At 73.6% G+C, this 23,724-nt stretch carries 23 protein-coding genes; 12 read left to right on the plus strand and 11 right to left on the minus strand.

Annotation, left to right across the window (positions count from 1 at the left end; translation table 11 throughout):
• Positions 1–63: 63 nt before the first annotated feature.
• The 4 genes from OG900_14150 to OG900_14165 all read right to left on the minus strand — a co-directional run bounded on the left by OG900_14150 (position 64) and on the right by OG900_14165 (position 6,202).
• Positions 64–1,002, minus strand: coding sequence for a hypothetical protein (locus OG900_14150; GenBank protein ID WUH91131.1), 939 nt, complete (start codon positions 1,000–1,002; stop codon positions 64–66).
• Positions 1,003–1,470: 468 nt separating this feature from the next.
• Positions 1,471–3,162, minus strand: coding sequence for a DUF3492 domain-containing protein (locus tag OG900_14155; protein WUH91132.1), 1,692 nt, complete (start codon positions 3,160–3,162; stop codon positions 1,471–1,473).
• A gap of 530 nt (positions 3,163–3,692) precedes the next feature.
• On the minus strand, positions 3,693–5,150 hold the full coding sequence (locus tag OG900_14160; protein ID WUH91133.1) for a DUF3152 domain-containing protein: 1,458 nt from the start codon (positions 5,148–5,150) through the stop codon (positions 3,693–3,695).
• Between the two features lie 8 nt (positions 5,151–5,158).
• On the minus strand, positions 5,159–6,202 hold the full coding sequence (locus OG900_14165) for an alpha/beta hydrolase (GenBank protein WUH91134.1): 1,044 nt from the start codon (positions 6,200–6,202) through the stop codon (positions 5,159–5,161).
• Positions 6,203–6,395: 193 nt separating this feature from the next.
• Here OG900_14165 and OG900_14170 point away from each other — a divergent pair, with 193 nt between their 5' ends.
• The 4 genes from OG900_14170 to OG900_14185 all read left to right on the plus strand — a co-directional run bounded on the left by OG900_14170 (position 6,396) and on the right by OG900_14185 (position 8,246).
• The gene (locus tag OG900_14170; protein ID WUH91135.1) at positions 6,396–6,647 is read left to right on the plus strand and encodes a hypothetical protein; all 252 of its coding nucleotides are present in this window, start codon (positions 6,396–6,398) and stop codon (positions 6,645–6,647) included.
• 157 nt (positions 6,648–6,804) lie between these two features.
• A complete protein-coding gene (locus tag OG900_14175) occupies positions 6,805–7,461 on the plus strand; it encodes a TetR/AcrR family transcriptional regulator (GenBank protein ID WUH91136.1) in 657 nt (218 codons plus the stop codon).
• Between the two features lie 150 nt (positions 7,462–7,611).
• Entirely contained in the window at positions 7,612–7,842 is a 231-nt protein-coding gene (locus OG900_14180; GenBank protein ID WUH91137.1) for a DUF3107 domain-containing protein, read from the plus strand.
• Between the two features lie 125 nt (positions 7,843–7,967).
• The gene (locus OG900_14185; GenBank protein ID WUH91138.1) at positions 7,968–8,246 is read left to right on the plus strand and encodes a hypothetical protein; all 279 of its coding nucleotides are present in this window, start codon (positions 7,968–7,970) and stop codon (positions 8,244–8,246) included.
• A gap of 129 nt (positions 8,247–8,375) precedes the next feature.
• Here the strand turns inward: OG900_14185 and OG900_14190 are convergent, their stop codons facing one another.
• A complete protein-coding gene (locus OG900_14190; GenBank protein ID WUH91139.1) occupies positions 8,376–9,170 on the minus strand; it encodes a ferritin-like domain-containing protein in 795 nt (264 codons plus the stop codon).
• A 338-nt stretch (positions 9,171–9,508) separates the two neighbouring features.
• Here OG900_14190 and OG900_14195 point away from each other — a divergent pair, with 338 nt between their 5' ends.
• The 3 genes from OG900_14195 (at position 9,509) to OG900_14205 (ending at position 12,954) form a co-directional block, all read left to right on the plus strand.
• Positions 9,509–11,719 carry a DEAD/DEAH box helicase gene (locus OG900_14195; protein ID WUH91140.1) on the plus strand — a complete coding sequence of 737 codons (2,211 nt, stop codon included), beginning with the start codon at positions 9,509–9,511 and terminating at the stop codon, positions 11,717–11,719.
• A gap of 107 nt (positions 11,720–11,826) precedes the next feature.
• Complete coding sequence (locus OG900_14200; GenBank protein WUH91141.1) at positions 11,827–12,720, plus strand: alpha/beta hydrolase; 894 nt, start codon at positions 11,827–11,829, stop codon at positions 12,718–12,720.
• A gap of 93 nt (positions 12,721–12,813) precedes the next feature.
• Positions 12,814–12,954 (plus strand): hypothetical protein, encoded by a 141-nt coding sequence (locus OG900_14205; protein WUH91142.1) that lies wholly within the window; start codon positions 12,814–12,816, stop codon positions 12,952–12,954.
• 81 nt (positions 12,955–13,035) lie between these two features.
• Here OG900_14205 and OG900_14210 read toward each other — a convergent pair whose 3' ends face one another.
• From OG900_14210 to OG900_14225, 4 genes are all read right to left on the minus strand, one after another.
• The gene (locus tag OG900_14210) at positions 13,036–13,644 is read right to left on the minus strand and encodes a MarC family protein (GenBank protein ID WUH91143.1); all 609 of its coding nucleotides are present in this window, start codon (positions 13,642–13,644) and stop codon (positions 13,036–13,038) included.
• A gap of 152 nt (positions 13,645–13,796) precedes the next feature.
• Positions 13,797–14,651 carry a PHP domain-containing protein gene (locus OG900_14215; GenBank protein ID WUH91144.1) on the minus strand — a complete coding sequence of 285 codons (855 nt, stop codon included), beginning with the start codon at positions 14,649–14,651 and terminating at the stop codon, positions 13,797–13,799.
• 87 nt (positions 14,652–14,738) lie between these two features.
• A complete protein-coding gene (locus OG900_14220; GenBank protein ID WUH91145.1) occupies positions 14,739–15,377 on the minus strand; it encodes a hypothetical protein in 639 nt (212 codons plus the stop codon).
• Positions 15,378–15,878: 501 nt separating this feature from the next.
• A complete protein-coding gene (locus tag OG900_14225) occupies positions 15,879–16,463 on the minus strand; it encodes a suppressor of fused domain protein (GenBank protein WUH91146.1) in 585 nt (194 codons plus the stop codon).
• A gap of 389 nt (positions 16,464–16,852) precedes the next feature.
• Here OG900_14225 and OG900_14230 point away from each other — a divergent pair, with 389 nt between their 5' ends.
• Positions 16,853–17,989: a magnesium and cobalt transport protein CorA gene (locus tag OG900_14230; GenBank protein ID WUH91147.1), complete on the plus strand. Its 1,137-nt coding sequence runs from the start codon at positions 16,853–16,855 to the stop codon at positions 17,987–17,989.
• A 12-nt stretch (positions 17,990–18,001) separates the two neighbouring features.
• Here OG900_14230 and OG900_14235 read toward each other — a convergent pair whose 3' ends face one another.
• Positions 18,002–18,850, minus strand: a complete 849-nt coding sequence (locus tag OG900_14235) for a DMT family transporter (protein WUH95753.1) — start codon at positions 18,848–18,850, stop codon at positions 18,002–18,004.
• 221 nt (positions 18,851–19,071) lie between these two features.
• On the opposite strand from OG900_14235, the gene OG900_14240 reads away from it, so the two are divergent.
• A complete protein-coding gene (locus OG900_14240; protein WUH91148.1) occupies positions 19,072–19,578 on the plus strand; it encodes a hypothetical protein in 507 nt (168 codons plus the stop codon).
• A 1-nt stretch (position 19,579) separates the two neighbouring features.
• On the opposite strand, the gene OG900_14245 is transcribed toward OG900_14240, so the two are convergent.
• A complete protein-coding gene (locus OG900_14245) occupies positions 19,580–20,326 on the minus strand; it encodes a hypothetical protein (GenBank protein ID WUH91149.1) in 747 nt (248 codons plus the stop codon).
• Between the two features lie 146 nt (positions 20,327–20,472).
• Between OG900_14245 and OG900_14250 the strand changes: the two genes are divergently transcribed.
• Genes OG900_14250 through OG900_14260 form a run of 3 tightly spaced genes read left to right on the plus strand, consistent with a single transcriptional unit; the run spans position 20,473 to position 23,667 of the window.
• Positions 20,473–21,855, plus strand: a complete 1,383-nt coding sequence (locus OG900_14250; GenBank protein WUH91150.1) for a CBS domain-containing protein — start codon at positions 20,473–20,475, stop codon at positions 21,853–21,855.
• Positions 21,845–22,459: a DUF1003 domain-containing protein gene (locus OG900_14255; GenBank protein ID WUH91151.1), complete on the plus strand. Its 615-nt coding sequence runs from the start codon at positions 21,845–21,847 to the stop codon at positions 22,457–22,459. The genes OG900_14250 and OG900_14255 overlap by 11 nt, the downstream gene beginning before the upstream one ends.
• A 32-nt stretch (positions 22,460–22,491) precedes the next feature.
• On the plus strand, positions 22,492–23,667 hold the full coding sequence (locus OG900_14260; GenBank protein WUH91152.1) for an Mrp/NBP35 family ATP-binding protein: 1,176 nt from the start codon (positions 22,492–22,494) through the stop codon (positions 23,665–23,667).
• Positions 23,668–23,724 lie beyond the last annotated feature (57 nt).

The following is a 23,724-nucleotide window of genomic DNA, read 5'->3' on the forward strand; positions in this document are numbered from 1 at the left end:
GAGCGGTGCGGTGGTGCTTTGTTGCGTGATCAAGGGACTTTCTCCTGGTCGGTGTGACGGAGGTCAGTGGCGCCGGTGCGCGGCGGCCCGCGCGAGCCGGCGGAAGGCCTGGGCGGCCAGCACGGCGGCCGCGGTGCCGCACACGGCGGCCTCCGCGGTGCCGCCGGACGGCGCGAGGTGGCCGGGGGCCGCGGCGAGTACGAGGGTCAGCGCCTCGGCGGCGCAGGCCGCGGCCAGGCCCGCCGCGGCGGTGGCGGGGTGGCCGTGCACGGCCAGCAGCCGGGCGGTGAAGAGCAGCACGCCCAGCGCGCCGGGCCCGGCGAAAGGAGCGGAGCCCGCCATGGCTGCGGCGATCAGCAGCAGCGCGGCCAGCACCGCCGCGTATCCCGCGAGGGCGGCCGCCAGCCGGGGCCGTACGGCGTCGGCGAAGTCGGCGAGACCGTGGCTGGGGGCGAGTTGGGCGCGGGCGGCCGCGGCGAACCAGCCGGCCAGCACGGCGGCCGGCGCCAGGCTCAGCGCGAGCGCGGCGAAGCCGGCCGTGCCAGCGCCGGTGTCGAACCGGCCCCGGCCGCCCAGCGCGGCGACGGCCTGCGGGCCGTAGAGCGCGAAGCCGAGCAGCCCGTACGTCCACAGGGCCGCGCCGGCGCCATGCGCCGCGCGCAGCGGCCCGCCGCGCAGCGCCGCCCACAGCGCGACGGCCACCACCACCGCGACCGGCGCGGCCGCGACGGGCAGCCCCGCGGCCAGCACGCACCCGGCCCCCGGCAGCAGGTGCAGCGCGCTCGCCCGCCCCCCGAGCTTCGCCCGTCCACCCCCGCGATCCCCCACCGCGGCCACCCGCACGGCCCGCGGCACCCGCGCGAACAGCTCCTCGGCCAACCCGAAGACATCACGGTGCCGCAGCCGCCGCGCCTCCCCGTCGTTGACCCCGTAGGCCTCCAGCCCGGCCGCGATCTCCCACGCGTCCACGGCCCCCGCGACCATCGCCTGATGCCGGTGCATCACCGCCCGCACCGGATCCGCGGGCCCCCGCCGCCGAGGCCCCCCGGCCACCGGGACGCGCCCCGCCTGCGAAATCGATTCGCCACCGCGCGTCGCGGGGGCGGGACGCTCCGGCCCGCTGGGGCGCTGGGGGGCGCCTGCGGCGGGCGCGGTGGCCGGGCGGTGGGCCGCACCTGGGGTGCCCGTGGCCGAGGCGGCGTCGGGGCGCGGCGCATCCGCTTCCGCGCCGGGATGCGCGGGATACGAGCCGCCGGCCCCGGCGATCCCTGCGTCCGAGGCGGCGTCGTGGCGCGTGGGGGCCGAGCCGCCGCCCGCACCGGCGTCAGGGCGTCTCACGCTCGGGGGAGTCGGGTCCGGTATGGGGACGAGGGTCGGGGGGTCGTCGAGGGTGGGGGTGGGGGCCAGGCGGGTCAGGAGGGATTCGGCGGGGGTTGGGTCTGTGGGCATGGGGCGGGGCTCCGGGAGGGGTCAGGGGCGGGCGGCGGGGACGGGGGTCCAGGAAGGGTGGGGCGGGGTGGGGGCCAGGCGGGACGGGGAGAGGGATTCGGCGGGGGTCGTGAAGGGGCGGGGAGCGCCCTGGGCGTCCAGCAGGGGGAGGCGGCGGACGGGGTGGTGGGCCACCACGTCGAGGTAGCTGTCGCGGAAGGCGTCCACGCAGGTGGTGACCGTGAAGAGGGCCAGCGCCCGCTCCCTTGCCGCAGCGCCGAGGCGGGCCGCCCGCCCGGGGCCGCGCAGCAGGTCGAGCGTCGCGTCGGCCAGCGCCCTGGGATTCCGCGGCGGCACGACCAGACCCGTACCGCCGATGACCTCCCGCACCGCGCCCACATCCGTGGACACCGTGGGCCGCCCGCAGAACATCGCCTCGACCAGGCTCAGCGGAAAGCCCTCCGCGCTGCTGGACAGCACCACCACGTCGCCCGCCGCATAGGCGTCCGCCGGCTCCGGCGCCCCGGGCGAGCCGATCTCCTCGAAGCTGACCGGGTTCTCCCCGACGGCGTGCGCGTCGGCCGCCTCGTCGGGGAAGAGCTGGGCGGCGAGCGTACGGCAGTGGTCCAGATACCCGGCCGACCGCTCGTCGGCGGCGGGCAGGTGGAAGACCCGCAGCCGCGCCTGCGGCTCCTCCCGCCGGATCGCGTGGAAGGCGTGCAGCAACGCGATGAGGTCCTTGGCCGGGTCGGCGCGGCCGACCCACGCCACGGTCGGGTCGGAGTGCGCGGCCTGCTCGTCCGCCTGGGCCGCGGCCTCCGCCGCCGCGCCGGCCCCTGCGAAACGCCCCGCGTCGATGCCCGGGTGGATCGTCGTCATCCGCTCCTTGGGCGCACCGCACCGCTCCTGCCAGCGCCGCACATGCGTCGACCCCGGGGTGATCAGCGCGGCCTGCCGGTAGCTCTCGCCGGCCAGCAGCCGGTGGTGGTCGCCGAGCAGGACGCGTACCGCCGGGGGCAGCCCGGCGGCCCGGTGCGCGAGCAGCGCCTCCCGGGCGCGGACGGTGTATTCGGTGACGATCAGCGGCGTGCCGCAGAACCGTTTGCCCAGCAGGCCCGCAAGCGCGGCCGGCCCGCCGGACACCGCGTGGCACACATCGGCCGCGCCCAGCTCCTCCGGGCCGTACCAGGGCGCCGACAGCGGGCGCAGCTGGCGCTCCAGCAGGTCGGCTGCGATGAGAAGTTCGGTCACGACGAGGTCGGCGAGCACCGGGCGTACGCCGGGGGCCCGGCACGCCGCCTCCAGCTCCGCCAGCGCGTCGTCGCCCCGCAGCAGGGCGGGGAGCGCGCCGGGCGCGTCCGCGGCCAGGTCCGCGAGGGCGTACAGGCCGGTGGCGAAACGGTCCGCCCGCTCGGCCGCGCCGACGGCCGAACCGCCGGCCAGGGCCGCGGCGAAGTCCCGGAAGCCGGTGCGGAACGCCGCGCGCCGGGCCTTGGCCTCGGAGCGGCTCGCCCGCGGCGACTCGGGGGCCGCGCCCCAGAGCCGCTCGCGGCTCACGCGGTGCACCTGCGGTGGCGTCTCGACCTCGCCCGCGGATTCGGTCCGCGGTGACCGGCTCAGCGCGTAGACGTCGAAGTCGTGGTGCGGCAGGCCTCTGACGAGGCGGTCGCACCAGGCGCCGCCCTCACCTCTCACGTACGGATAACCACCCTCGGTAAGTAATCCAATCCGCACGGGTCCGCCCCTCCTCGTCCTCAACCATGTCCTTGGCGCCGTTTCCCCGGCCCCCGGACGAGCTGGTGTCCCGCCCGGCGGGACGACCGTATTGCGCGGTACGGGCGGTGTGGTGGACGGTTGTCCGCGGCACCACCAGAAGGGGTGAACGCGCGTAACTTCTCCCAACGCCGAGCGTTGGATTCATCCCCCCGCGGCGAGCGCGCACTCCGCCTACCGGCGGTGGCTGGTTACGGGCTCACACTTGCGCCGAGTAGGTGGCTGGTCGCTCCGTTCCCCGCCAGAGCTTCGCCTGGGGGCACCCCCACGCGCCCCTGAAAAACGGTCACCCTCCAGGGGCAAACGCCGGACGCAGGAAGACGCGAGCCCAAAGGGGCGCGGGGAACTGCGCGACAAGCCCCCACCGGGCCGCAACTGTGAGCCCCACAGCAAGTGGCACCCACCCAGGGGCGCGGGGAACTGCGCGCGGAACCCACCACGCAGCCGCAGGCAGGCAACGCACCGCAAGGGCCGGGGGGAGACGCCGACCGTTACGGGAACGGCCAGGCGTTGGGCTTGCAGGTCGGCCCGCCGTTGAGGGAGAGGAACTTGGTCTGCTGCATCATCACGGGAGCCGGGGCCCCGGCACGGGGGCAGCCCACGTGGCTGTGCCCCAACCGATGCCCGACCTCGTGATTGATCAGCATCTGGCGATACGCATGCATCAGGTGCGGCCCGTACGTCTCGGCCCCCTGCGCCCAGCGATACGCGTTGATCATGGTGCGCGGCGTCGACGCGGCATCGCACGAGACGTTCTGGACCGTCGTGTCGAGGCCGGACTTGGCGCACCATTTCGCCGTCGTGCCGGGGCTGGCCAGCGTCACGACGATGTCGGCGTGGCCGGTCGAGACGCGTTCGAAGGTCATCGTGCCGCCGTGGCCCCAGCTGCGGCTGTCGTTGAGGGTCTTGTAGACCGTGTCGCTGAAGAGCCCGGGGTCCAGCGGGAGGCCCTTCTCGACGTCGACCCGGAAGGTCATCACCTTGCCCTTGCCGGGCGCGGCCTGGTTGCCGGGGACGGTGGTGAAGGCGCCGGACAGCTTGAGGTCGGGTTCCAGCGGATACTGGCGGTCCATCAGCTGGTCGTAGCCGGCCGGGGCGACCGCCGGGGTGGTGGAGGGCGCCGCGGACGGGGTCGCGGACGGTGTCGCGCTCGGGCCTGAGCCCGACGTGTCCGTGGGGTCGGGCGCGGGGGCGTCCCTGCCGGTGCCGGTGAGCTGGCTGCCGGCCGCGACGGCGACGACGGTGACCACCGCGGCCGCGGCGATGCCGCTGATCGTCCAGGTGGCCTTGCCGGGCTTGCGGCGGCCGCCGACGGGCCCCGGCTCCCCGGCAGGCGAGGCGGGGGCGGCCGGCTCGGCGGGCTCGGCCGCCGGGGCGGGAGCGGGCGGGCGGGCCGGCGCCGGAGTCTCGAAGGCGTCGAGGAATTCCTGCCGCGGCCGCGGCACCCCGCGGCCCGGTGTCTCCATCGGGGGCCGCGGTGTCCGCAGGCTCGACGCGGCCGCGGCGGTGGCGGTGTCGTGCGCGGCCCAGCCCTCGGCCCAGTCCTCGACGGGGTCGAAGGGCAGGCCGCGGGTGCCCGAGCCGGTCCGGGCGGGGGTGCTGTCCCTGGGTGCGGCGTCGTCCGCCGCGTCGAAGGGCAGGTCGCGGGGGCGGGCGGCGCCGCCCGTCCACGTGCCGGGTGTGCCCCACGCCCCGTGTTCGCGGTGCTCGGGGTGCGTGGGCGGGCGGCCGGCGAGGTCCTGGGGGCGTACGGCGGCGAAGGCGCCGCTGTCGCCGAAGGGGTCGAAGGGCTCGCTGTACGGGCCGCTGGGGCCGCGCCTGCGGCGCCCGCTGCCGGGGGTGCCCAGTGCGCTGCCGGGCGGCGCGAAAGTGCCGCTGCTGCTGCCGCCGCTCTGCGGTATGCGGTTGTCGCGGCCGTCCTGGCCGTCCCGCGCGCTGTGTTTGCCCACGCCCTCGATCAGCTCCCGCTCGCCGCAGTGCTCATGTCCGTCGTAGCCGTGACCGTACCCCCGGCGGCACCACTGCGTGCGCGGGCCGCGATTTCGTCGCGCAGGTCGCGGAAGGCCCGGTCGACCAGGTAAGGATGCTCCATCATCGCGACGTGGCCGCCACCGGGGATGGTCAGCAGCCGCGAGTCGCGGAAGGCCCGCGACGCCCTGCGGGCCATCCGCACCGAGACGAGCTTGTCGCGTACGCCGTAGACCAGGAGTGTCGGCGCCAGCACCCGCTCGGCCTGCCGCCACAGGGAGTGCTGGCCGCCGAGGGTGTAGGCGTTCACGATGCCGCGGGTGGAGCGGATCATGACGTCCCAGAAGTACGGCAGGTCGATCCGCCGCTGGTATTCGTCCGCGGCCGCGGCCCGCTCGGGCCCGCCGACGACGGACGGGTCGCCGTAGCAGAGCGACAGCAGCGCCTCGGTGCGGCGCTGCGGCGCCCAGTCGCGGGTGAGGCGTACGTAGAGCGCGGCCATGCCGGGGACGGAGGCGAGCGCGGTGGGCAGCGCGCTGGTCTGCGGGGGCAGCTCGGGCAGTGCCGGTGAGACCAGGGTGAGGGTGCGGACCAGGTCGGGGCGGGCGGCGGCGACCTTGACGGTGACGGCGCCGCCCAGCGAATTGCCGAAGAGGTGGACCGGGCCGCGGTTCTCGGCCTCCAGCAGCCTGACGACCGCGCGGGCGTGGGCGGCGACCGAGTAGTCGCCGTTGTCGGGTGGTGGGGAATGGCCGAAACCCGGCAGGTCCAGTGCGTGTCCTTCGACACTGTCGGCGAGCGAGGCCATCAGCGCCGACCAGTTCTGCGACGAGCCGCCGAGGCCGTGCACGAACATCGCCGGCTCCAGGTCGGCGGCTCCGGACCCGGGACCCTGCTGCGTACGGGAGCGAACCAGCAGGCCCAGGCCGGGCAGCTGCACCGTCCTTGACGTCTCCCCGTCGGCGAGCACGGGGCCCGCCGGGGGCACGGCCGCCGGTGGCGCGGCGGCTTCGGAGTAGTCCGTCGAGGGCATGTCTCGATGTTACGAGACGATCACGTGCGGGGCCGCGTCTTCGTCCGCACAGAACCGCACAGAATCAGCCGTCCGGCGACGCCCCGGGGGCCTTGGAGCGCCCGTACGCGCTGCGCACGCGGCCGCGTGCTCCTACGCTCCAAGGAGGGGGTCCAGGAGGGGGAGGGGCGGGGACCGAGGGAAGGGAGGCGCCATGTCCGACGAGATCGCGCATATCGAGCGGGAAGCCGACGAGGACGACAACGACGCCGTACAGAGCGCGCTCGACGACGATCTGGACCTGGAGGCGCCGGAGGCGGACAGCGCGGAGCAGCACACCGAGCTGCTGCAGCACCGCGACGACCCGGTGACCGCCCGGCCCGCGGACCGGGACGGCGAGGCGGACCCGGCGGACACCGCGGAGCAGCGCCGGGTGGTCGCGGTGGACGAGGACGACTACCGCTGAGCGGCCGGGGACGCTTCCGCGCTGATTATCCAGAACGTGAGAATGTGCGCCCGTACGGCGCACAGGTCGTTACTCAAAAGTACGATGGCCAGCGCAGCGTTCTTTCGTTCGTTTCTCCGTTCGTTGCTTCGTTCGTTCCGCAGAAATGGGAGGCGGCGTGACAGCCATCGAGCAGACTCAGGCACGACCACGCGGCACCCGCCTGCCCCGCAGGGCCCGACGCGAGCAGCTGCTGGGGGCCGCCCAGGAAGTCTTCGTCGCGCAGGGCTACCACTCGGCCGCGATGGATGACATCGCCGAGCGGGCCGGCGTCAGCAAACCGGTGCTCTACCAGCACTTCCCCGGCAAGCTCGAGCTGTATCTGGCGCTGCTCGACCAGCACTGCGAGTCACTGCTCCAGTCGGTGCGCGGGGCGCTGGCGTCCACCACGGACAACAAGAAGCGCGTCGAGGCGACGATGGACGCGTATTTCGCCTACGTCGAGGACGAGGGCGGCGCCTTCCGGCTGGTCTTCGAGTCCGACCTGACCAACGAGCCGGCGGTCAGGGAGCGGGTCGACAAGGTCGCGATGCAGTGCGCGGAGGCGATCAGCGAGGTCATCGCGGAGGACACCGGCCTGTCCCGCGACCAGTCGATGCTGCTGGCCGTCGGCCTCGGCGGCGTCTCGCAGGTGGTGGCCCGCTACTGGCTGGCCAGCCGCAGCGAGGTGCCCAGGGAGACCGCCGTGCAGCTGCTGACGTCGCTGGCGTGGCGCGGTATCGCCGGTTTCCCGCTGCACGGCGCCGAGGGCGCCGGGGGGCCGCAGCACGGCTGAGGGCGCCGGCGCCCGCCGCACGGCGGCACTCCGGTGTTCGCTCACGGCGTGCACGAGGCGCGGATTTACGGCCGCCGCCGCGGGCTAGTCTGGGCAGCGTACGGCGCGACCAACCGCGCACACCGCCAGACCATCGGAGGTATCCAAGCCGTGGAGGTCAAGATCGGCGTGCAGCACGCGCCGCGCGAGATCAGCATCGAGAGCGCGCAGTCGGCGGCCGAAGTCGAGAAGGCCGTCGCCGACGCGTTGAGCGGTGACGCGAAGCTGCTGTCCCTGGAGGACGAGCACGGCCGCAAGGTGCTCATTCCCGCGGACCGGCTGGCGTACGTCGAGATCGGCGAGCCGGCCGCCCGCAGGGTGGGATTCGGCGCCGCTCTCTGACGAACGGTCAGCGGGGGCGGCAATCGGCTGGGTCCGGTTGCCGCCCCTTTCGTTTCGCCCGGGTCCCTCCAGGGGTAGGACGTCTACCGAACGGTCCGCAATGCCGCGTCACCGGAGGGGATCGCATGATCTGGCAGATCGTCGCTTATGCCGCGCTCGGCCTGCTCGCGGCCTTCGCCGCGGCCCGCCTCTTCCCCGCCCGCCTGCCGGCGACCGCCCTGCTGCTGGCCACCGGCCCGGTCGGCGGCCTGACCGGCGGCCTGGTGGCCTACACGGTCTTCGGCGGCGGCCACCCCGAGGCGAGCCTGGCGGCGGCCTTCGCGACAGCGGCCGCGGGCCTGAGCGTCCTGGCCAGGCCCCCGAAGCGGGGACGCCACGCGAAGGTCACCCCGCACGGGGCGTGACGCGGGCCGCCCCTGACGCACACCCGGCGATCCCGCGGTGCCCGGCCCCGGGCACCTCAGGGGCGCACACCACCGACGTGGGCGGCGGCGCCGGGCGGGGCCCGGGGTCCGCCGCCCGCGCGGGCGGTGCTACGCGGCCAGGCCCAGCGCCGCCATCCGCTTGGTGTGGGCCTCGGTGATGCGGGAGAACATCCGGCCGACCTCGGCCAGGTCGAAGCCGTCGGCGACACCGCCGACGAGCATCGTGGACAGCGCGTCCCGGTCGGCGACGACGCGCTGCGCCTGCGACAGCGCCTCGCCCATCAGCCGCCGCGCCCACAGCGCGAGCCGGCCGCCGACCCGCGGCTCGGCCTCGATCGCGGCGCGCACCTTCTCCACCGCGAAGCTGGCATGGCCGGTGTCGTCGAGCACCGCGAGCACCAGGGTGCGGGTGTCGGTGTCCAGGCGGGCGGCGACCTCGCGGTAGAAGTCGGACGCGATCGAGTCGCCGACGTAGGCCTTGACCAGGCCTTCGAGCCAGTCCGAGGGCGCCGTCTGGCGGTGGAACTCGTCCAGCGCCGCGCCGAAGGGCTCCATCGCGTGGTTGGCCGACTCGCCGACCTCGGTGAGGCGGTCGCGGAGCCGCTGGAAGTGGTGGAATTCGGCGGTGGCCATCGCCGCGAGCTCCGCCTTGTCCTCCAGGGTGGGGGCGAGTTTCGCGTCCTCCGCGAGCCGTTCGAAGGCGGCCAGCTCGCCGTACGCCAGCGCACCGAGCAGGTCGACCACCGCGGCCCGGTAGCGGGGGTCGGCGGACGCGGACGTCCAGTCCTGTGCGGCGATCCCGGTGGCCGGCGCGGCGGGCTCCCGCGCGGGCTCGGGCGCTGACCCGCCGGCAGGCTCGGCGGCGGGCTTGGTGGTGTCGTCAGGCGTCTCCATGGAGCGCACAATAACCAAGTCCCGCGCCGCCGCCGACACCCTCCACGTGACCCGATGATGTCCCTAACGAAACATTTGATCGGGTGCAGCTACGTGTTTCCGGGGTAGAGTGGTAATGCACCCGCCGTTAGTCGGCCTGGTTCCGATCCTCGGCGGGCGACGTATGCAACACCTTGGATGCCCGGTCGGTGGCCCGATCGGCTCCGAACCGACCGCCCTCCTGACATCGGGAGGGGCGCCCACTCGCGGCATGAGCGAGGGCAGCGGTCCCGCGCTCCACAGCCCCTCGAAGGCTGTACGACACCTCTGCGCGGTCAGTGACCTACGCCGTGTTGCGGCGTGTCCGGTTGCTTGACCCCCCTTGCCGCACAGTGCCGCGTCTCACAGAAGAGGCAAGCATCCTGTCCACCATCACTTTCCGCAGTCTCGGAATTCTTCCCGAGACCGCCGAGGCCCTTGAGGCCGTCGGCATCGTCACGCCCTTCCCGATCCAGGAGATGACGCTCCCGGTCGCCCTCGCGGGCAACGACGTCATCGGCCAGGCCAAGACCGGCACCGGCAAGACACTGGGCTTCGGCCTGCCGCTGCTGGAGTCGGTCACCGTGCCCGCAGACGTCGAGGCCGGGCGCGCCACGCCCGAGCAGCTGACCGACACGCCGCAGGCGCTGGTCGTCGTCCCCACCCGCGAGCTGTGCCAGCAGGTCACCAACGACCTGCTGACCGCCGGCAAGGTCCGCGCGGTGCGCGTGCTGGCGATCTACGGCGGCCGGGCGTACGAACCGCAGGTCGAGGCGCTGAAGAAGGGCGTCGACGTGGTCGTCGGCACCCCGGGCCGGCTGCTCGACCTGGCCGGGCAGAAGAAGATCAGCCTGCGCGATGTCCGCACCCTGGTGCTCGACGAGGCCGACGAGATGCTCGACCTGGGCTTCCTGCCCGACGTCGAGAAGATCATGGGCATGCTGCCGGTGAAGCGGCAGACGATGCTGTTCTCGGCGACCATGCCGGGCGCGGTCATCAACCTGGCCCGCCGGTATATGTCGCAGCCCACCCACATCCGCGCCACCGCGCCCGACGACGAGGGCGCGACGGTCAGGAACACCACGCAGCACATCTTCCGCGCGCACTCGATGGACAAGCCGGAGCTGGTCTCGCGCATCCTGCAGGCCGACGGCCGCGGGCTCGCGATGATCTTCTGCCGCACCAAGCGCACCGCCGCCGACCTGGCCGAGCAGCTGGAGAAGCGCGGCTTCGCCTCCGGCGCGGTGCACGGCGACCTGGGCCAGGGCGCGCGCGAGCAGGCGCTGCGGGCCTTCCGCAACGGCAAGGTCGACGTGCTGGTGTGCACCGACGTGGCCGCGCGCGGCATCGACGTCGAAGGCGTCACCCATGTGATCAACTACCAGACGCCCGAGGATGAGAAAACCTATCTGCACCGCATCGGCCGCACCGGCCGCGCGGGCGCGTCGGGCACGGCGATCACGCTGGTCGACTGGGACGACATCCCGCGCTGGCAGCTGATCAACAAGGCGCTCGACCTGTCGTTCAACGACCCGGAGGAGACCTACTCCACCTCCCCGCACCTTTTCGAGCTGCTCGGCATCCCGGCCGGCACCAAGGGGATACTGCCCAGGGCCGACCGGACCCGTGCGGGGCTGGACGCGGAAGAGGTCGAGGACCTCGGCGAGACCGGTGGGCGCGGTGCCCGCGGCCGCCGTCCCGCGGGCGGCGGGCGTTCAGGTCCCGCCGCGGCTCCGGCCGAGGAGCGCCCCGCGCGCACCCGCACCCCGCGGCAGCGCCGCAGGACCCGCGGCGGCGAGGGCTCGCCGACCGTGCCGGCGCCGGCCGAGGCCGCCGAGTCGGCGACCGCGGTGTCCGCGCCCGACACCGAGGGCCAGAGCGGTCCGCGTACGCCGCGCCGCCGCCGCAGGACCCGTAGCGGTGCCGCGGGTGCGGTGGCTCCGGTGGCGGAGGCCGCCGAGGCCGTGGTCGAGGTCGTCGCCGAAGCGGCCGCGGTGGTCGCCGAGGCCACCGCGGTGGTCGCCGAGGCCGCCGAGGCCGCGCCGAAGACGCCCCGCCGCCGTACGCGCAAGGCCGCAGCCGCCCCGGCCGACATCGTCGCCGAGGCGCAGGCCCCGGAGACGGTCGTGGCCAAACCGCGGACCCGCAAGGCCGCCGCCGCCCCGGCCGAGATCGTCGCGGAGGCGCAGGCCACGGACGCCGCGGTGACCGAGGAGGCCCCGAAGCGCCGCAGGACGCGCAAGGCCGTCGCCGAGGTGCCCGCACCGGCCGTGGCGCCGGAGGCGGACGCGGTGGCCGAGGACGCGCCCAAGCGCCGCAGGACGCGCAAGGCCGCCGCGGAGGTGCCGGCCCCGGCCGCCGCGCCCGAGGCGGACGCGGTGATCGAGGAGGCTCCGAAGCGCCGCAGGACCACCCGCAAGGCGGTCGCCGAGATGCCCGCGCCCGCGGACGGTGCGGAGGAGGCCGTGGCCAAGGCGCCGCGCCGGCGTACGCGCAAGGCCGTCGCCGAGGTGCCGGCCGCCGTGGCCGACGAGAGCTGAGACCGGACGCCACACGTCACCCACAGGACACCCCCGGCCCACGTGGCCGGGGGTGTTTCATGCCGAGGGGCAACCTGTCGGACATATGCACCGCGTAATCTCGCTGCATGAGCCGACCGACCTCCCTGGACCTGCCTGAGCGCACGTCAGCCCGCCGGCTGGACACCTCACGCGGGTCGTTCGCGGTCCTGGACACCGCGCCCGCCCCCGACGCGCCCTCGGGGCAGGGCACCGCGCTGCTCGTGCCCGGGTTCACCGGGAGCAAGGAGGACTTCCTCGACCTGCTGGAACCGCTGTCCGCGGCCGGTTTCCGGGTCGTCGCGGTCGACGGCCGGGGCCAGCACGAGTCGGGGGGCCCGCGGGACGAGGCCGCCTACGCGCAGCGCGAGCTGGCCGCGGACGTCTCCGCGCAGGGCGCCGCGCTGGCCGCCGAGGGCGGCGGCCCGCCGCACGTGCTGGGCCACTCGCTGGGCGGCCACATCGTGCGGGCGGCGGTGCTCGCCGGCGGTCCCGGGCCGTGGGCGTCGGTGACGCTGATGAGCTCGGGGCCCGCCGAGGTCCACGAGGCCCAGCAGATCAGGACGCAGCTGCTGATCGACCACCTGCCGACGATGGACATGGAGACGGCCTGGCGGGCGATGCGGGCGCTGGACGCCGACCCGGGGGCCGACCCGGTGACCCCGGACTGGCTCGAGGACTTCCTGCACCGCCGCTGGGTGAATACGGTGCCCGCACAACTGATCGCCACGGCACGCCAGTTGATGACAGAACCGGACCGGGTCGGCGAACTTGCCGCCGTACCGCTGCCGAAGCTCGTACTGTCCGGTGAGGTGGACTACGCCTGGCCGGTCCCGCTGCTCGACGCGATGGCGGAGCGGCTGGGTGCCCGGCGCGTCGTGATCAAGGGCGCGGAGCACTCCCCCAACGCCGAACGGCCGGCCGAGACGGCTGCCGCGCTCGTGGCGTTCTGGGCCGGCGAGGGTGCTACCAGCAGTAAGTAGTCCACCCGCGAAAGAGTTTATTTAGGGTAGGGAATGTTTTGAAGGGGGTGTTCGTTGACCACACATGTAACGAGGGACGAAGGGAGAAGCCCCATGCGCTTCGAGATCATGCGACTCGACGACAGGACCGGCGACGCCGTGGACAGCACCGTCGTGGAGGCGTCCGCCGTCAACAAGATCGTGCAGCAGGCCGCTGCCATCGGCCAGCGCATCTACATCCGCCCGGCGGACTGATCGCAGGCTCACGCAACGGCGCCCCGTACAGCAGGTCCGTACGGGGCGCTTTCGCATGTCCGGCCCATGGTCCGGCGGGTCTCAGCCCTCGCCGTGGATGAAGCCGAAGACGCCGTTCGCGATGGACTGCACGGCGATCGCCGACAGCAGCATCCCGGACAGCCGGGTCACCAGCACGACCCCGCCCTCCTTGATCACCCGGATGATCGCCAGCGAGTAGCGCATCGTCAGCCAGAGCACCGCGTGCATCGCGACGATGGCCAGCCAGACGGACGACTGCTCGCCGACGCCGTGCGCGTGCTGCACGGCCAGGATCACCGTGACGATGGCGCCGGGGCCGGCCAGCAGCGGCATCCCCAGCGGCACCAGCGCCACGTTGACGTCCTTGGTCTGCGTCGGCTCGTCCGCCTTGCCGGTCAGCAGGTCGAGGGCGATCAGCAGGAGCAGCAGGCCCCCGGCGATCCGCAGCGCGGGCACCGACACGTGCAGGTAGTCCAGGATCTGCTGCCCGCAGATCCCGAAGACGGCGATCACGCCGAAGGCGACGCTCGCGGCCTGCAGCGCCATCCGCCGCTGCACTTTGGTGGCCCGGCCCGACGTCAGCGCCAGGAAGATCGGCGTGATGCCGGGCGGATCCATGATCACGAACAGCGTGAAGAACACGGATCCGAACAGGGTGAAGTCGAACATGGCCAAGCTTTCGTCTTGTCGTGACGGACGTGGGGCTTTCGCTGCCGCGGAGGGCACGTTCCAGGCACGCTCCGGCGCGCTCATGCGCGGGAAGTGCGCGACCCGGGGCGCGGGTCGTCGCGGACCCGCGGGGGCCGGCGGGTCCGCGGTGGTCAGACCGCGGAGATCGGTAGCGCCCCGGTGGCCCGCTCGGCGATCCGCGCGAAGACCTCGGGGTCGGTGACGCACTCCCCCAGGGCGACCGTCTTACGGGAGCCGTGGTAGTCGGAGGAGCCGGTGGTCAGCAGCCCCAGCTCCCCCGCGAGCCCGCGCAGGCGGAGCCGGGTGGGGGCGTCGTGGTCGACGTGGTCGACCTCAAGGCCGTCGAGGCCCGCGGCGCCCAGCTCCGCGATGACGTCGTCCGGCACCGTCTCGCCGCGCTTGTGCGCGCCCGGGTGCGCGAAGACCGTGACTCCGCCCGCCGCCTTGACCAGGCGCACCGCCTCGAAGGGGTCGAACCCGTGCTTCTCGACGTACGCCCGCCCGTCGTTGGCGAGCCACTCCTCGGTGAAGGCGTCGGAGACGGTGGGGACGACGCCGAGTTCGACCATCGCGGTGGCGATGTGCGGGCGGCCGACCGAGCCGTCGCCGGCGATGCGCTGGACCGCTTCCCACGTGACGGGCACGCCGAGGGCCTGGAGCTTGTCGATCATGCCGCGGGCCCGCGGCACCCGGCCGTCCCGGACCAGCTCGCGGGCCTCGTGGAACCGCGGCTCCGCGGGGTCGAAGAGATACGCCAGCATGTGCACGCTGATGCCGCCGGCCGTACGGCAGGACAGCTCCGCGCCGGTGACAAGTGTCAGGGCCGTGCCGTCGAGGGCCGCGGTCGCCTCCGCGTAGCCGCCGACCGTGTCGTGGTCGGTGAGGGCGACGACGTCGAGCCCGGCGGCTGCCGCGTTGCGTACCAGCTCGGCGGGGGTGTCGGTGCCGTCGGAGGCCGTGGAGTGGGTGTGCAGGTCGATACGCACGGCACAGGCTCCCGGGGACGGCGCGGACGGAGGACCAAGCCAAGGATACCGTCGTTGCGGACCTGCGATTCCCAGGACTTGGGCGACTCAGGCCAGCAGCCTGGGGGTCAGCGCGCCGCAGGGCAGCAGGTCGACCTCGGCGCCGGCGTCGCGCAGGTCGGTGAGGACCAGCTCGTCGTACATCAGCAGGCCGGTCTCCTCGGGCCAGACGATGGCCCACAGCCACAGCCCGCGGGCCTCGCCCGCGAAGACGACGCGGTCGGCGGGGGCGCCGCTGACATGCCACAGGGCCGTCGGGCGGCCGGCGGCGAGGACCTTGGCGTGCGGCGGCTTGTCCACGCACATGTTGGGGCCCGGGTCGGGGCCGTCGATCCCGGCATAGCGGGCGCCCAGGCCGACGCCCAGCTCCTCGGCGATCAGCATCAGCTCGCCGGGGCCGCCGAAGGGTCCGGGCCCCGAGCAGGCGACGGCGGTGGCCCGGCCGCCGCTGCGGTCGTCACCGGCGGCGGCGATCCCGGAGAACAGCCAGCCCACGGGCAGCGGCCACGGCATCCACACCGGTACCTGCGCCCGGTGGACGACCACGCCGAGGCCTTCGACACTCGGCGGGACGACGGGCTGCAGCGGGTACACGGTGCCGTGCACATCGCATTGCCAGGAGTCGGCGAAGAGGCCGGGCGCCCTGACCCTGCCACCGCACTTCGGGCAACTGGGTTCGCCCCTCATAAATCCCCACGGTCCTCCCACACGGTGCCTTCGTCAAGGACGATCACCCATCCGGCGGCGCCCACCATCCGCTGGCCGCGGCGGCCAGGGGGGGTTCCCCTTCGGCAGGCGGCGCCCCTCCCCTTGCGCGGTGGTCCCGCGGTCCCCTTGCGCAAGGGGGGTCGCCTCCCCCGGGCGCCGGGGTTACAGCGTTCCCCCTTCGGCAGGGGGCACATCGTCCCCGGGCGCGGTGGGTGTGGGGTGCCTCTTCGGCAAGGGGGTGCCTGATAAGGGCGCGGGGAACTGCGCGACCAGCCCACCACCGGCCGGTGGTCCGGCACGGACCGAACAGCCCCTCACGGTGACGACGTGCAGCCCGTCGACGGCTGGTCGCGCAGTTCCCCGCGCCCCTGTGAGGCACCCCCTTGCCGAAGGGAACCGCACAGCCACCGCGGCCGGCGGAAGGGCGCCGCCTGCCGAAGGGGAGCCGCACCACCACGGCGGGTGAGGAGGGCGCGGGCCCTACGTGAGGGGGACGGCACCGCGCAGCGGGTCGCGGAGGTCGGTGCCGTGAGTGAGCCAGAGCGCGCGCAGCGCATCGGCACCGTGGACGCGTTTGTACGCCGCCTCGTTCGGGGTCATCGGGAGGAGCGGGTGGAAGCGGACCGGCTCGCGGGGCGGGGTGAGGGGGAGGTCGTCGACGAGGCCGGCGGGTTCGGCGACCAGGACCGAGGTGAAGGGGGCGCCGGGCCAGAGCGGTCCGCCCAGGTCGAGCGCGTTGCCCGGGGCCAGGACGACGCCCTCGACCTGGGGGGACGCGGCGACGACGGCCAGCGGGCGCAGGACCGCCGACGTATCGGCGCGGCCGGCCCTGACGGTGAGGACGATCTCGGCGCGCGGGCCGGCCAGCGGGTCGGCGAGCGGGGCGACCGGGTCGGCCATGGGTTGCGCGGACATCCCGAGGGTGGCGTATCGCACCAGGTCATCACTGGTGTAGCGGAGGACCTCGATGCGTTCGGCGCCGACGAAGGTGACGGCCGCGCGGGCGTCGGGCTCGCCGAAGGCGGACCGCAGCCGCGCCTCGACCAGTGCCAGGATTTCACCCATGCGGCGAGCATAGAACGCGTATGGATCACGCCGAGCGCGACATCGGTGCCCCCCGGGCTTGCTATGGTGGGGCGTTCGCGTGACGTCGTCATCCCCCAGCGGGGAACGGCCGGAGGAGGTGGGGACTGACATGGATCCTAGTCGACCGTGCAGTACCGGCCGCTCTTCCCTTGCTGCCGTCCCGCACGCCGTGTGACCTGCTGAGCCCCCGCGTTCCTTACCCGGCTGCCATGCCGTGAAACGCGATCTGCCTCGGCCCGCCCGCGGAGCGAACCCGCATCGGAAGAGCGCCCTGAACTGCCTCGTGATCAACGAATTCTGATCAACAGCATCAGCTTTTCAGTTCAGTGCGGCGTCATGCCGTCGGCCAGTCCGTGAAGGAGCTTGCCATGTCGATGATCCGTGATCTCCGCGCAGTCGTGCGTCCCGCGCTGCGCAGGTCCCCCGCGTCGTACGACTACGGCCCGACGCGTGACGCGGTGACCGGCACGAGCGCGGTGGTGGACTGCGCGGTCTACCGCGACGGGGTGCGGTGCACGGACAGCATCGGGCTGCGGGACGCGCTGGAAACGGTACGGGCCGGGCGCGCGTCGGACCAGTGCGACGGCAGTGACGGCTTCGTGTGGATCGGCCTGCACGAGCCGACCGAGCAGGAGTTCGCCGGCATCGCTGAGGAGTTCGGGCTGCACCCGCTGGCCGTGGAGGACGCGGTGCACGCCCACCAGCGGCCCAAGCTGGAGCGCTACGACAACTCGCTCTTCACCGTCTTCAAGACGATCCGCTACGTCGAGCACGCGGAGCTGACCGCGACCAGCGAGGTGGTGGAGTCCGGCGAGGTGATGGTCTTCACCGGCCGGTATTTCGTGATCACCGTGCGGCACGGCGGCCACGGTTCGCTGCGTGCGCTGCGGCACCGCCTGGAGGACGACCCGGAGCTGCTGGCCAAGGGCCCGTCCGCGGTCCTGCACGCCATCGCCGACCAGGTCGTGGACGACTACCTGGCGGTGACCGACGCGGTGCAGGACGACATCGACGAGGTCGAGATCGACGTCTTCTCCGCCGAGCCGGGCAAGTCCTCGCGCGGCGGAGACGCGGGGCGGATCTACCAGCTCAAGCGGGAGGTGCTGGAGTTCAAGCGGGCGGTCTCGCCGCTGCTGCGGCCGATGCAGATGCTCGGCGAGCGGCCGATGCGGCTGGTCGACCCGGAGATCCAGAAGTATTTCCGCGACGTCGCCGACCATGTCGCCCGGGTGCACGAGCAGGTCACCGGCTTCGACGACCTGCTGAACTCGATCCTGCAGGCCAACCTGGCGCAGGCCACCGTCGTGCAGAACGAGGACATGCGCAAGATCACCGCGTGGGCGGCGATCCTGGCGGTCCCGACGATGATCACCGGCGTCTACGGCATGAACTTCGACCACATGCCCGAGCTGCGCTGGCGGTACGGCTACCCGGCGGTGCTGGGCGTCATCCTGGCCATCTGCTACGCCATCCACCGCGGTTTCCGGCGCAACGGCTGGCTCTGACGGCGCTCACGCTCACGCGCGCTTCCTGCGGTCGGCGAGGATCACCAGGGCCAGGCCCGCGAGGATCACGCCGAGCGCCGGATACGCGGCGGCGGGCGGTGTCTGCCCGAGCCAGAGCGCGGCGATCAGGGCCGCGCCCGGGGTCTCCAGCAGGATCGCGGTCGAGGTGGTGGACGGGCCGAGGCCGCGTACGACGCGGTTGAGCAGCGAGTGCCCGAGCAGCTGGGCGACGACGGTCAGGGCGGCGATCTTCAGCCAGCTCTTCCCGTCGTAGCCGCCGAGCGCGGAACCCGACACCAGGCAGGCGCCGAGCAGCACCACGGCGGTGGTCGAGTAGCAGACGTAGGTGTACGCGGTCGTCGTCGCGGTACGCCGCACTTCCGCGCCCAGCAGCATGTAGACGGCCGCCGCGAGGCCCGCGGCCAGGGCGAGGGCGTCGCCGGCCAGGGCGCGGGTGTCGGTGGACATGTCGATGCCGGTGAGGATCAGCACGCCGACGACGGCGAGCGCGGTGCCCGCCCACACGAGTCCCGGCGGTCGGTGGCCGCGCAGCCGCAGGATCAGGGTGGTCCAGATCGGGGTGGTGGTGACCAGCGCGGTCGAGGTGGCGACCGACGTCATGGTGAGGCTGGGCAGCCACAGCCCGAAGTGCAGGGCCAGGACCACCCCGGCGCCCACCGACAAGGTGAGCGCCCTGCGGCCCATCCGGCGCAGTTCGCCGCGGTGCCGCCACAGGGCGAGGGGGCTGAGCACCCCGACGGCCATGGCATTGCGCCAGAAGGCGATGGCCAGCGCGGGCGCGGTGGTCGCGGCGATCAGCGGCGCCGACATCGACACGCCCGCGATGGCGACCGCGAGCAGCGTGAAGTCGGTGCCGCGGGAGGCCGCGGCGGCGGCCGGCGCTTCGGCCGCGGCCGGGAGGCCGGCACCCGGGAGCGCGGCGGAGGTGCTCTGCGGGGCGGTCACGGTGCTCCTGGGGGTCTGTGCGTCGGTGCGCGGGCGGCGCCCACCAGAGTAAGGCCCATGGGCGCCCCGAGCACCTGTCATTCCCTGGGCGGGACCCGGCGCCCTACGCTGGGCCCATGACGAGCGAGCACGGCGCCCTCATCGAGGAGGCCACCAAGAAGTCCGGCCTGGTCTGGGTGAACGGCCTGGCGATGTGGCACGCCTGGATCGACGGGGCGATGTACGTGCTCTGCGGCGGCCTGACCGAGCAGCCGCTGCCGACCGGCCTTGCCGACGGCGCCACCGCGTCGGTGACCGTGCGCAGCAAGGACAAGGGCGGCCGGCTGGTCAGCTGGCAGGGCAGGGCGGAACTGCTCGCCCCCTCCTCCGAGCCGTGGTCCGCGGCGGTCGCCGAGCTGCGCACGAAGCGGCTCAACTCCGCGGACGCCGACACGGTCACCGAGCGCTGGGCACGGGAGTGCTCGCTCTTCCGGCTGGTCCCCGAGGGCGACCCGGCCGAGCACCCGGCCGCGATGCCCGCGGGCTCCGGCGCCGCGGTGCCGCTGCCGACGACGGCCACCACCCGGGAGCCGATGCCGGCGGGACTCCCCCGGCTGCTGGCCCGCCGCAAGGCCAAGCGCTGAGCTATTTGCGCGTGGACGTCGGCGTCGGCGTGGCGCCGACCGTCCTGCCGTAGTCGACGACGTCGGATTTCGCCGGCGCCGCCAGCGCGAAGTCCTCGCCCCAGTCGACCAGCGTGAGGGTGCCCGCATTGCCGGCCCGCTGGTAGCGCAGCGGGTAGGGGGCGCCGCTGAGGGAGACGTCCAGGCTGCCGCCCGCGGAGCCGGTCAGCTCGATGGTCTTGGTGGTGCCGACCTTGCGGTGGTCGCCGACGTCGACGGTGCCGTCGAGCACGAAGAGGTCGGCGAGCAGCACCTTCTTGTCGGTGAAGCCGCTGAACTGCTTGTACGCCGGGTCGCCGGGCGGCACCTTGACGTATTTGCCGTTGAGCTTCGCGGCGGCGGCCTGGCTGTCCTTGTCGTCGCCGGTGCCGTAGAAGTCGGCGGCCGCCTTGAGGTAGAGGTCGTCGCCGACCCGCAGCAGCTGGAAGGTGTCGCCCTTGGTGGTGACCTCGCCGACCCCGCCGTCGGCGCGCAGCCGCATGTCGAGGCGGTACGTCTGCCCGTTGCTGACGACGGTGCCGGTCAGCCGTACGGTCGGCGCGGCCTTGGCGGCGGCACTGGCCTTCTGCTCGATGGACTTCGCGGGGAGCTTCGCGACGCCGTTCGTACCGGCGTCCGGGTCGCCGCCCAGGCCCAGGCAGCCGCTGAGCAGCGGGGCCGAGGCGAGGGCGGTGAGGACGGCGGCGGCGGTCCTGCGACCGTGATACACGTGGAGTCGACCCCTCGGAGGCTGGCGGCTGCTGGCGTGGCAGAAGCTACCGCAGCGTACCCTCGGTGAGCACCCCGCGGGGCAGCAGGGATCGGCCCGGAGTAGCCTGGCCTGGGAAGACGTTCGACAGGCCCAGGGAGGCCCCGATGGTGGCAGGCGCCCCCCGGGTCTTCGTCTCGCACCTGTCCGGTGTCGCCGTCTTCGACCCCAACGGCGACCAGGTCGGCCGGGTCCGCGACGTCGTGGTGATGCTGCGGGTCGGCGGCCGCCCGCCGCGGGTCCTCGGCCTGGTGGTCGAGGTGGTCAGCCGGCGGCGGATCTTCCTGCCGATGACCCGGGTGACCGGCGTGGAATCGGGGCAGGTGATCACCACCGGCGTGGTGAACATGCGCCGCTTCGAGCAGCGCCCCACCGAGACCCTGGTGCTGGGCGAGCTGCTCGACCGCAGGCTGCGCTGGCTGCCGCAGGGCGGCGGCGCCACCAGCGCCACCACCGGCGAGGAGGCGGGCGAGGAGGTCACCGTGCTCGACGTGTCGATGGTGCAGCTGCCCGCCCGCCGCGACTGGGAGATCGACAAGGTCTTCATCCGCCGCGGCAAGGGCGGCGCGCTGCGGCGATCGGGAGGGGTGCGCGCAGCGCTTCCGTGGAAGGGCGGTGGCGGGCGACGGGGGGGCGAGACGCTGACCGTCGACTGGTCGGCGGTCACCGGCTTCCGCCTCGCCGAGGACAGCCAGGGCGCCGAGAACCTGGTGGCGACCTTCGAGCAGCTGCGCCCCGCCGACCTGGCCAACGTGCTGCACCACCTGTCGCCCAAGCGCCGCGGCGAGGTCGCCGCCGCCCTGGACGACGACCGGCTGGCCGACGTCCTTGAGGAGCTGCCCGACGACGACCAGGTGGAGATCCTCAGCAAGCTCAAGGAGGAGCGGGCCGCCGACGTCCTGGAGGCGATGGACCCCGACGACGCCGCCGACCTGCTGGCCGAGCTGCCCGCCGACGAGCAGGAGCGGCTGCTCACCCTGATGCAGCCGCAGGACGCGGCCGGCGTGCGCCGCCTGCTGTCCTACGAGGAGCGCACGGCCGGCGGGCTGATGACGACCGAGCCGATCGTGCTGCGGCCCGACGCGACCGTCGCCGACGCGCTGGCCCGTATCCGCAACCCGGACCTGTCGCCGGCGCTGGCCGCGCAGGTCTACGTGTGCCGGCCGCCCGACGAGACGCCCACCGGCAAATACCTGGGCCTGGTGCACTTCCAGCGGCTGCTGCGCGACCCGCCCTTCACCCTGCTGGGCTCCATCGTGGACACCGACCTCCAGCCGCTGGCCCCGGACACCGCGCTGCCGTCGGTGACCAGCTTCCTGGCCACGTACAACATGATCTCCGCCCCCGTCGTCGACGAGAGCGGCTCGCTGCTCGGCGCGGTCACCGTGGACGACGTCCTCGACCACCTGCTGCCCGAGGACTGGCGGGAGACCGAGCTGTACGGCGAGGACCACGTCCGGCGCGTGACGAAGGCCGCCGATGGCCGCTGACGACCGCGAGCGCGAACGCACGGCGACGAACCGGCACCCCTCGGGCGCCACCGCCGCGCCCCGCCCCCGGGTGCGCCTGGACCAGCCGCGCGCCTCCCGCCGCAGGCTGCTGCCTGCCTACGACCCGGAGGCCTTCGGCAAGTTCTCCGAGCGGATCGCCCGCTTCCTGGGCACCGGGCGCTTCATCGTGTGGATGACGATCATCATCATCCTGTGGGTGCTGTGGAACATCTTCGCGCCCCGGCCGCTGCGCTTCGACAACTACCCCTTCATCTTCCTGACCCTGATGCTGTCGCTCCAGGCGTCCTACGCGGCCCCGCTGATCCTGCTGGCGCAGAACAGGCAGGACGACCGCGACCGGGTCAACCTCGAACAGGACCGCAAGCAGAACGAACGCAGCATCGCCGACACCGAGTACCTGACCCGGGAGGTCGCGGCGCTGCGGGTGAACCTGGGCGAGGTCGCCACCCGCGACTGGATCAGGTCGGAACTGCAGGACCTGCTCAAGGAGATCGAGGACCGCGCGGCCCATCCGGGCCGCACGGCGCATCCGTCGCGGGGGCGCCCGGCGCGGGGTGACGAAGCCGACGGCCGGGGGCGCTGAACGGCTCCGCGGCACCGCCGTACCATCAACGTATGGCTACCACCACGTACGGCTCGGGCACCACGCCGACCGCCACACCGACCGACGAGGCCGTGCGCGCCGCGCTCGGCACGGTGAACGACCCGGAGATCCACAAGCCGATCACCGACCTCGGCATGGTCAAATCCGTGGACATCTCCGAGGACGGCACGGTCGCCGTCACCGTCTATCTGACGGTGTCCGGCTGTCCCATGCGGGACACCATCACCGAGCTCGTCACGACGGCCGTGGCGGCCGTTCCCGGGGTCACCTCGGTCGCGGTCACGCTGGACGTGATGAGCGACGAGCAGCGCCGCGAGCTGGCGAGCACGCTGCGCGGCGGCCAGGCCGAGAAGGAGATCCCCTTCGCGCAGCCTGGTTCGCTGACGCGGGTCTACGCGGTGGCCTCCGGCAAGGGCGGCGTCGGCAAGTCCTCGGTGACGGTCAACCTGGCCGCGGCGATGGCAGCGGACGGCCTGAAGGTCGGCGTGGTGGACGCGGACATCTACGGCCACAGCGTGCCGCGCATGCTGGGCGCGGAAGGGCGCCCCACGCAGGTCGAGAACATGATCATGCCGCCGTCGGCGAACGGCGTGAAGGTCATCTCGATCGGCATGTTCACCCCGGGCAACGCCCCCGTGGTCTGGCGCGGCCCGATGCTCCACCGCGCCCTCCAGCAATTCCTCGCCGACGTCTACTGGGGCGACCTCGACGTCCTGCTCCTCGACCTGCCGCCCGGCACCGGCGACATCGCGATCTCGGTGGCCCAGCTGGTCCCCAACGCGGAGATCCTGGTCGTGACCACCCCCCAGCAGGCCGCCGCGGAGGTCGCCGAGCGCGCGGGCTCCATCGCGGTCCAGACCCACCAGAAGATCGTCGGCGTCGTCGAGAACATGGCGGGCATGCCGTGCCCGCACTGCGACGAGATCGTCGACGTCTTCGGCACGGGTGGCGGCGACAGCGTCGCCGAGGGCCTCACCCGCACGACGGGCACCACGGTCCCGGTCCTCGGCCGCATCCCGATCGACGTCCGCCTCCGCGAAGGCGGCGACGACGGCCGCCCCGTCGCTGTCGCGCACCCCGACTCACCGGCGGGCGTGGCCCTGCGCTCCATCGCCACGAAGCTCAGCTCGCGTGCGCGCGGCCTGTCCGGCCTGTCCTTGGGCATCACCCCGCGCAACAAGTTCTGACCCGGGGGCTTCCCCCCTGCCCCCCGCGGTGCGTCGCTTCCTTTCCCGCCTCTTCGG

Source organism: Streptomyces sp. NBC_00433 (genome assembly GCA_036015235.1).
In the GTDB taxonomy this organism is placed as follows: Bacteria; Actinomycetota; Actinomycetes; order Streptomycetales; family Streptomycetaceae; genus Actinacidiphila.

Bases quoted from the DNA above. Each gene is read 5' to 3' on its own strand.
- OG900_14230 (WUH91147.1), top strand. From the start codon at position 16,853: ATGTCGATGATCCGTGATCTCCGCGCAGTCGTGCGTCCCGCGCTGCGC.
- OG900_14200 (WUH91141.1), top strand. From the start codon at position 11,827: ATGAGCCGACCGACCTCCCTGGACCTGCCTGAGCGCACGTCAGCCCGC.
- OG900_14185 (WUH91138.1), top strand. From the start codon at position 7,968: ATGATCTGGCAGATCGTCGCTTATGCCGCGCTCGGCCTGCTCGCGGCC.
- OG900_14240 (WUH91148.1), top strand. From the start codon at position 19,072: ATGACGAGCGAGCACGGCGCCCTCATCGAGGAGGCCACCAAGAAGTCC.
- OG900_14250 (WUH91150.1), top strand. From the start codon at position 20,473: ATGGTGGCAGGCGCCCCCCGGGTCTTCGTCTCGCACCTGTCCGGTGTC.
- OG900_14260 (WUH91152.1), top strand. From the start codon at position 22,492: ATGGCTACCACCACGTACGGCTCGGGCACCACGCCGACCGCCACACCG.
- OG900_14225 (WUH91146.1), bottom strand. From the start codon at position 16,463: ATGGGTGAAATCCTGGCACTGGTCGAGGCGCGGCTGCGGTCCGCCTTC.
- OG900_14205 (WUH91142.1), top strand. From the start codon at position 12,814: ATGCGCTTCGAGATCATGCGACTCGACGACAGGACCGGCGACGCCGTG.
- OG900_14150 (WUH91131.1), bottom strand. From the start codon at position 1,002: ATGCACCGGCATCAGGCGATGGTCGCGGGGGCCGTGGACGCGTGGGAG.
- OG900_14165 (WUH91134.1), bottom strand. From the start codon at position 6,202: ATGCCCTCGACGGACTACTCCGAAGCCGCCGCGCCACCGGCGGCCGTG.
- OG900_14255 (WUH91151.1), top strand. From the start codon at position 21,845: ATGGCCGCTGACGACCGCGAGCGCGAACGCACGGCGACGAACCGGCAC.
- OG900_14170 (WUH91135.1), top strand. From the start codon at position 6,396: ATGTCCGACGAGATCGCGCATATCGAGCGGGAAGCCGACGAGGACGAC.
- OG900_14210 (WUH91143.1), bottom strand. From the start codon at position 13,644: ATGTTCGACTTCACCCTGTTCGGATCCGTGTTCTTCACGCTGTTCGTG.
- OG900_14220 (WUH91145.1), bottom strand. From the start codon at position 15,377: ATGAGGGGCGAACCCAGTTGCCCGAAGTGCGGTGGCAGGGTCAGGGCG.